Raw genomic sequence first — 7950 nt, 5'->3', positions numbered from 1 at the left:
GGCAAAACACACATACAACCTGCACCTGAAAGGCTATGTCGGCGGTTGCGACTTCGACCGTGACTATGTTGACTATATCCTTGCCAACAATGCCGGCAAGCCGGTGTCGGTGCTCATCGACTCTCTGGGTGGCTCGCTCGCAACTGCTCTCAGCATCGCGTCTGCCTTCAACGCCCATGGTGACGTATCTGTGCACTTCGCGGGGATGAACGCTTCAGCGGCAACCATCGCTTCGCTCGGAGCCAGCAGCATCAGCATTGACTCGTCGGCAATGTACCTCGTCCACAAGTGCAGCAGCGAGTTCTTCCAGTACGGCAACCTCAATGCCGATGACATCGCAACTCTCATCAAAGACCTCAAAGCAACCAAGCGTGACCTCGACAAACTTGACGCGAACATCGCCGAGATGTACGCCGCCAAGTGCAAGAAACCCGCAATCGAACTGCTTGACTTGATGAAAGCGGGTGGCTGGCTCACTGCAAAGGAAGCGCTTGATTGGGGTTTCGTGGACGAAATCACTGACTTTGAGGACGAGTCCGCCCCAAAACTCACCGATGCCGTAGCTTCGGCAATGGCTTCGGCAGGCATGCCCATCCCCAACATCCCGGTCGCAGACTCGCAATCTGCTTTCGGCAAGTTCCTTTCAGCCATAGCGGACTTCTTCAAGCCCAAGGCAGAAGAGGTCTCTGCACCCACACCCATTGAAGCAACTACAGAAAAAACAACCGAAAATAAAGTCAATCCAACAACTACCCAAAACACTATGCACACATTCACGCTACTCGGCAAACTCCTCGGGGTCGAGAACTTTGCCGCCACCGACGGTGTCATCACGCTGTCGGTCGAACAGATGCAGTCAATTGAGAACGCAATGTCCGCACACGAGACACGCCAGGGTGAACTCGAAACCGAGATCACCGCCCTGAAGAAATCACCCGCCGCCGACACCACCAATGTCGTTGACACAGGCAAGCACGAAGGCAAGCAGGCTGAGAAGTCTGATGTCGAGAACTTCGTCGATACCGTGAACTCAGCACGCGCTCTCTACAACATGCTTCCCAAAGTGTAAACAAGCCAATCTCTCATCTCTCATCTCTATTCTCTTATCTCAAAACTTTAATCTAACAACAATCATGGCAGGAAAACTTACTTTCACCCTCGCCGATTACCAGGAAGCAGCAGCAAAATGGCGCAAAGACCTGCTGATGCTCCCCATCATCGGCATCCAAGACACCCTCCAGTACATGACAGGCCGTCCCGGTATCCGCTACAAGGAACATGTGGCAGAGATCAACGGCAATGCCCAGTTCGGTCCCTACAAGCCCTCACGCTCCACCGACTTCAACCTCAACCTCGACTTCCGCACACTCGAGACATTCATGGGCTCAGTGGTAGCGAAGTTCGAGCCCAACTCGGCTATCTCCACTCTTCTCGGGGAAATAGGCGCCACCAAGGGCGACGGCCAGATGTCTACACCCTCAGCTATGCATGTGCTCGCCCTCATTGCCAAGGGTCTCTCCGAACACCTCAACGACGCAATCTGGAAGGGCAAGCGCAACGCGTCGGGCGACCTCACCGTTGACCTCTTCGACGGCTTCGACACCATTACAGAGAATGAAATCGCTTCTGGCGGTCTCACTGAGAAGAAGGGCAACTACATGAAGCTCGACGACGAGATCACGAATGTGAACGCTGTCGACATCGCCAAGAAAATCCTCTTCTCTCTTGACCCCCGTCTGCGCAGCCAGGACCTCTATATGTACTGTACCCAGGACTTCGCCGACAAGTACAACGAGGCTTACCTTATGAGCCACGGAGGCATCAACTATAACAACCAGTACGACCAGCAGACTGTCGAGGGTTCTAACGGCCGCCTGCACATTATTCCTCTCTACAACAAGATTGGTTCTAAGTTCATCCACATCTCTCCCAAGAGCAACATGCTCGTGGGTTACGACCAGATGGGTGACGTGGAGAACGTGATGGTCAAGGAGTACGAGCCCTTCATCCTCTCGTACATCGCCACAATGTTCTTCGGTGTTCAGTTCGAGTCAATCGACAAGCGTCGCATGAAGGTCATCGAACTCAAAGGATATTAACGCACTGCGTGCGTGGTTATTGGTTATTGTTGAGTGGTTATTGAAAATTGCTCGATTACCCATAACCAATAACCACTCCACACGCGAAGCGTATTCAATAACCAATAACCAATAACCTATAACCATTTTCAAAGAAAAAAGACTATGCAATGTCCTAATCTACAGAAATCGCTCGGCTGGTGCCAGGGCACACCTGAGCTGCCGGGCATGAAGCGTCGGCTTTACTATATCTCCAAAGGCTACATCGTCAAGTGGCCAACGCTGCCTCGTGACGCGCAGGGTCGCATCACCTCGGCCATCTATGAGGGTGACTTCGTGCTTGCCGCTGATGCCAAGTGGAAGTACATCGACGTGCTCCCCGACAAGTCTCAGCTCACAAGCGAGGCACAGGGCGAGGTTCCCAGCCAGACCCAGCTCAACAAACTCACCGCAGTCCATCCCGCCGTTGGCGCTGAGGCATCGGCTGCCGCCGCCTACATCAACAACAACGACAATGTCTATATCGTCGAGGACATGAAGGGCAACTACCGTGTCGTTGGCTGTGACAAGTGGGAGTCCAAGTCTACTGTCGCACAAGACCTCGGTCAAGGTCCGACAGGAACAACCTCAACCACTATCACAGTAGAGGCGACCGACGAGTGTCCCGCTCCCTTCTACCGCGGTACAATCGAGACCGAAGAGGGCGACATCGACGCGTCCGAAACCACCTGACACTGAATTAAGGTGGTTTCTGTTAATTATGTCGAGGCGATTTTGAGGGATGTTTTGAGTAGGTTTTTGGCATGAAGAGGGAGCGAAGCGAGCTTCGTGACCGACTGAATGTCAAAAAGATGCCAAAACAGACCCAAAAGCGACCGAAATAAAAAACAAACTTTCCTCAGAATTAACAGAATCCACCGCTAGGGTTAATAATAAATGTTATGGGCAAAGGGGGTAATCCGATTGAGTTGGACGACATCTTGAGTGAAATTGACGTTCCTGAGATCGAGGTTGCCCCCGATGTTCTTTCCAATGCCCAGCAGGCAGTAAGCAAAGACCTCTTCGCCGAGCAGAAGCGCAAGGCGTGGAAGGAGGGACAAGCGGACGAAGCCCGCTGTGACTTCATACGCAAGGTACGCATCACACGGCGAAGCGACACTTTCTTCATCTCCCTGTGGCAGAAATCGCTGATGGGACGCACACTCACCGACATCAAGGGCGATGAAAGCATGGTCGCGTTCTTTGCCGAGAACATGGCTCCGCTGATGACAGACATCCTGGGCGACAATTTGCTGAAAGGCGACTGGGCGATCGTGACCACGCCCAAACGCCGTCACCTCACCAAGAACTTCGCAACGCTTATCAGCGAGCGTATCGGTGAAATGCTCGGCATCCCTTTCTATGAGGATGTCGCTTTCTGCCATAGCAAGCAGCGAATGAACGCAGTGTTCACTCTCAACATACTGCCCAAGGAGCAGAACCTCATCGTCTTCGATGACTTCGTGACCACAGGGCAGACACTGCTCGCAATGCGGAAACTGATGCAGGAGCATAATAAGAACTGTGCATTTTTCACAGGAATCAACAACAAATTGTAACAACAATTATTTTTTTGCTTGCTTTATCTCTTCTGTTGCGTTTCTAACATTCTCGAAATATTTCTCATCTGTAATTGTTGAAAATCCTAATGAACTTTCGAGTTCAATCATCGATTTATGCTTACGATAAGTTTGTTCAATAAAATTGGAAGGCATTTTGCCTATCTGATGAACGTAGTCATAACCGAATTGTTGACAAGTTCCTTTTACTAATTCCATGGCTGGATAAAAATGGGGTAATGAATTTAGTAGTCTTTTCCCTATCAAAAGCACGAAATAGTCATAATTGCGATATTTGCGTAAATATGCGTGTGCAAGCATGTAGATTATATAGCCAATCGTTTCTTTCTCAGACAGAGCCGTTAGAAATAAGCCATTTTTAATAGCCTCGGTAGAAACCTCCATGGTTTGTATATACCATTCATCTCGTGCAAAAGAGCCTGTTGTTAGTTCAACATTTACCCATTTGCCTTCCTCTGAGATGTGCTTGATATACATATGATTGGGAGCGGTTGCTAAAAAGCAGGAGCCCCCAGCCGCATCACATAATATTTTATAATATATTGGTAAAGAGGTGCATTGTCCAGAATGCGTTCTAATGACCTTTGATGTTAGAAACACTGAGAAATCCTTATTTCCTGCACAGTCTTGATAGTCGTATGAGAATGGTTTGTTACCATTCATCCAATTAGGTTTTGTGAAATAATGAAATAGAGCAGCATTTACTGCCGTTTTATATCCCTGTATATTTTGTGCAACAATGAATTTTTTCAAATTCTCAACAGTTTTATTCACTGAAGTTGCAAGTTGATTATAATTTGCTTTCCCTTCGAAATAAGCATTTTCCAGAAGATACTCAGCCCTTAAAAGATTATACCGCTTTGAACCATCGAACATTTCAAAGAGTTCGTTATAAGCCTCAAAATAATACCTTTCATTGTGCATCTGTGGAATTGTGTCAAATGGTATTGAATCGCCAGGATTATATAGTTTGACACAATCGCTTTTAATTTGACTTTGTATCAATGTATATTTTGTTTCTGCATTTGCACAAAAATATATTGATGACAGTAGAAGCAAAAATATACAAGATTTAATTATAGAAAAGTTCATGATTCTAATAAAATCAATTATCATTTTGTTGTGGAACTATATTCTTTTTATATGTTGTACCGGTTTTTAAAAGTTTTGTGTTATTTATTTTTATTTTATTGTTATTGCAAATTATAATCGTATCAGCCCCTGTCATATAACTTATAGCCATAAGAACATCTGAAATGTCTGAAGGATAGATGGTATCGTATTTTAATAATATTTTTCTTTCGCAATTATACCATTTACCAATACCAATAACTTTAAATAGATCACGATACTTAATATATTTAAAAGTGCTATCATTATATAGATGCAACGTATAATTGTATCCAATCGGGTGATGATTGGGATCATCGAAACCTGTATATAGTCCTGCAATGTCAACTTTGCCTAAGTGATTTGTACTACATGAACAAATTAAGATAGTGATAATCAGAAAAATAAATTTTCTCATTTCTTGTAATATATTCCTATAATTGAACGAGCATTAAAATCATCGGGTTGATTCTGAAGTGATGTCGCAATCCAAGGATATGCTTCTATCAATGTATTTCTTGTTGAATTAATATTTACAGGAATCAGTCCAGTATTATTAACTCCTCCTGGAGCATAAAGCAATGTTCCACTCCAGTCACGCACTGTTTGAACCCAAGAAGAAGTAATATCATTTATTGAATTAGGTTTGCTTGCAGAATTAATAGAACTTAAAGATCCTGGATTAAATGCATACTGAGCTTTGTAGGCTGCAGTTTCATCAAAGACGTCTTGTAACAACGTGTTTCCGTTTTCTGAAAAAGCTAATTCTCCAACTTCAAATTGCCCCGCATGAGTCACCTCATGAACAAAATTATAATCTCCTTCAAAATTAATACTTATAATATTTGCTCGGGAATCATAATTTAAAAATCCAGTACCATTTACATGTGCCAAACGATATACTTGACTACTATTAGCCAAAACAGTCATTGTTTCTAAACTTGTATTCAAACTAGCAACTCGTTCACTACGATCGCCTATTTGGGCAGATAATTTGTCTGCACTCCATCCTTTTTTTGCTGCCTGTGTTTCGAGTTCGTTAATTTGTTTTTGGATTTTATTTCTTTCTGCTTCAATTTCGCCTCTCAAACGATTCCATTCGGATTTACTATTTTCTTCAATTACCATTCCTGTAGGATCGATAAACTTAATGGGGTTATTTGCGCAAAAAGCATATGGAGAAACAGAATAATAATTTTCCGCTTTAGGGTCAATTGTAAGAAATGCACTTATTCCTGACGCAATTGTATCAGCAAAGATAACTTGATTACTATTATCAGTAACTTGGACTGTCTTATGCTTAAAGTCAAATGACGCTTTCAAATGAGTTCCAGAATCTGAAACAATATTAATGACAAAAGTATTTTCTGAATTTGCATTCTGAGCAGTTAATGTAATTGTACTATCTCCCGCCCATGAATATGGGCTATCAGTACTATCCGCATTCTTTGCTTGGAGTGCAAAATGTATGCAGCATAATAAAATATAAACTAAAAAACTTCTCATCATAGGTAAAGTTGTGTCTTTTGCTTGCAAAGTTAATGTATTTACCTTTGCCTTCCAAGAAATATTTAAAAAAAATGGACCAAAAATTCACTGGAATCATACAGCAATGGCTTGACACTCCCGACACTGAAAGGGATTATGTTCTCGGTGCGCTTTACCTGCTTAAGCTCACAGGCAACCATGTCATGCACAACAACTATATCGCCAAGATTGACAATGACACCACAAGGCGTGCCATTGAGTACAACTTGCAGAAATACTACAATTTCCGCATCGTACAGCTAACGCATGAGCAGGTCGAGGAAATGGCTCGCAAGGCTGAGAAGATTGCCGACGAGTTGCACTTTGATGATGAGGAAGAGAAGTCAGGCGAGGAGGACAATGCCGATGAGGACGGCAAGCAGAAGTCATGGAAGCCGGGCAAGCGTGATGACCACGATGAACTGCCCGAAGAGATTCAGGCTCTCTATGTGGAGAACCTAAGCCTGCTGCGACAGATGCGCGAACTTCACCTTGAACTACGCCACCTTTCGGGGATGGGTTCTAACAAGTCGGTGTGCCAGGACTCTGACCGATATCCGTTCCTGAAAGAGTTGATTGCATGTGACAAGAAATACCACGACAACTGGAAGCAATATGACCAGTATGTCTGCCACCAGAAATGAAAAGGACTGCTGACATAGGGGACGTGTTGAAGCCGCTTGCCGAGAAACCATTTCAGGCTTATCTCTCGAATGTGCTTCAAGTCGCTGATGTGCTTGACTGGATTCTGTCGCAGGTCGGAAAAGCCGAGGTGTGGCAGACATCCTTCTCTATATCGGAGGAGTTCTTGCGTCGCCTTTTCTTCCTGGAGCGAGGCGGAAATGTGAAACGATTCAACCTTGTGCTTGACCACAAGGCGACAAACAAGACGCTGAAGCTATGGACGTTCATAACGCAGGTGATTGAGCATACATACCTTGCGGACAATCACTCGAAGATTTTGTTGGTTCGTAGTGACAAGGGCGACACGGTGTCTGTGGTTACTTCACAAAATCTCACCCGAGGCAACCGCCACGAGTCGGCTTTCATCTCCACTGACCCAGTGATTTTCGCTACGCTCCATTCGCAAGTCGAGGACTTGATACGCAACCACAGTGTTCCTCTCTCAGAATTATTTGAACAACGTATAAACTCTTGATATATGGAATATACAGACGAACAACTTGACCAGATAGAAAAGTTCGCTTCCATCTATCTGAAGATTTCGGACATGGCGGTTATTCTCGACATCCCCGCCGAGGTGCTGCGTTGGGACATCTCCCAGCGTGAGACCGAAGTGTCCCAGAGATATTATCGAGGCAAGGCTGCCTCTAAAGTTAAACTGCTCCAGCAGGAGATGCTTCTCGCGCAGGTTGGTTCACCGCTTGCGGTGGAGAATGCACACCGCAATCTGCTGGACATGGAGGATGACGAATAATAGCGGCTTTGCCGCTGGTTAAGGGTTTAGGCGACTATGTCGCTGGTTTATTGCTTCGCCGTTTACCGCTAAACTCCCTAAACCGCACGAAGTGCACTAAACCGTGGCTTTAGCCACAATAAACCAATTTTTGTAAGCAAAAATTACTATGCCATTCCCTAACATGACCGAAGTAGCC

Annotated in this window: 10 protein-coding genes; 7 read left to right on the top strand and 3 right to left on the bottom strand. The window is 45.2% G+C overall.

Annotated elements, in window-relative coordinates; genetic code table 11:
* From ACKI3C_RS07620 to ACKI3C_RS07605, 4 genes are all read left to right on the top strand, one after another.
* The coding region (locus ACKI3C_RS07620; RefSeq protein ID WP_407403680.1) for an ATP-dependent Clp protease proteolytic subunit at window positions 1-1069 on the top strand (1069 nt) is incomplete at its 5' end.
* Window positions 1070-1133: 64 nt separating this feature from the next.
* On the top strand, window positions 1134-2099 hold the full coding sequence (locus tag ACKI3C_RS07615) for a hypothetical protein (RefSeq protein ID WP_407403678.1): 966 nt from the start codon (window positions 1134-1136) through the stop codon (window positions 2097-2099).
* Between the two features lie 144 nt (window positions 2100-2243).
* Window positions 2244-2810 (top strand): hypothetical protein, encoded by a 567-nt coding sequence (locus ACKI3C_RS07610; RefSeq protein ID WP_407403676.1) that lies wholly within the window; start codon window positions 2244-2246, stop codon window positions 2808-2810.
* 209 nt (window positions 2811-3019) lie between these two features.
* A complete protein-coding gene (locus ACKI3C_RS07605; RefSeq protein ID WP_407403674.1) occupies window positions 3020-3676 on the top strand; it encodes a hypothetical protein in 657 nt (218 codons plus the stop codon).
* 6 nt (window positions 3677-3682) lie between these two features.
* On the opposite strand, the gene ACKI3C_RS07600 is transcribed toward ACKI3C_RS07605, so the two are convergent.
* Genes ACKI3C_RS07600 through ACKI3C_RS07590 form a run of 3 tightly spaced genes read right to left on the bottom strand, consistent with a single transcriptional unit; the run spans window position 3683 to window position 6343 of the window.
* Entirely contained in the window at window positions 3683-4813 is a 1131-nt protein-coding gene (locus ACKI3C_RS07600) for a hypothetical protein (protein WP_407403672.1), read from the bottom strand.
* Window positions 4803-5225 carry a hypothetical protein gene (locus ACKI3C_RS07595; RefSeq protein ID WP_407403670.1) on the bottom strand — a complete coding sequence of 141 codons (423 nt, stop codon included), beginning with the start codon at window positions 5223-5225 and terminating at the stop codon, window positions 4803-4805. The genes ACKI3C_RS07600 and ACKI3C_RS07595 overlap by 11 nt, the downstream gene beginning before the upstream one ends.
* The gene (locus ACKI3C_RS07590) at window positions 5222-6343 is read right to left on the bottom strand and encodes a hypothetical protein (RefSeq protein WP_407403668.1); all 1122 of its coding nucleotides are present in this window, start codon (window positions 6341-6343) and stop codon (window positions 5222-5224) included. The genes ACKI3C_RS07595 and ACKI3C_RS07590 overlap by 4 nt, the downstream gene beginning before the upstream one ends.
* A gap of 44 nt (window positions 6344-6387) precedes the next feature.
* On the opposite strand from ACKI3C_RS07590, the gene ACKI3C_RS07585 reads away from it, so the two are divergent.
* From ACKI3C_RS07585 to ACKI3C_RS07575, 3 genes are read left to right on the top strand one after another with little or no spacing between them, the layout of a single operon-like run.
* The gene (locus ACKI3C_RS07585; protein WP_407403666.1) at window positions 6388-6978 is read left to right on the top strand and encodes a hypothetical protein; all 591 of its coding nucleotides are present in this window, start codon (window positions 6388-6390) and stop codon (window positions 6976-6978) included.
* Entirely contained in the window at window positions 6975-7493 is a 519-nt protein-coding gene (locus tag ACKI3C_RS07580) for a C4-dicarboxylate ABC transporter (RefSeq protein ID WP_407403664.1), read from the top strand. Before ACKI3C_RS07585 ends, ACKI3C_RS07580 begins: the two co-directional genes overlap by 4 nt.
* A gap of 3 nt (window positions 7494-7496) precedes the next feature.
* The gene (locus ACKI3C_RS07575; protein ID WP_407403662.1) at window positions 7497-7772 is read left to right on the top strand and encodes a hypothetical protein; all 276 of its coding nucleotides are present in this window, start codon (window positions 7497-7499) and stop codon (window positions 7770-7772) included.
* The last annotated feature ends 178 nt before the right edge of the window (window positions 7773-7950 follow it).

The sequence above is a fragment of the Sodaliphilus sp. genome, assembly GCF_045598405.1.
Taxonomy (GTDB): Bacteria; Bacteroidota; Bacteroidia; order Bacteroidales; family Muribaculaceae; genus Sodaliphilus; species Sodaliphilus limicaballi.
The sequence above is the reverse complement of the archived record's forward strand: the minus strand, read 5'-3'. Positions and strand labels throughout refer to the sequence as shown.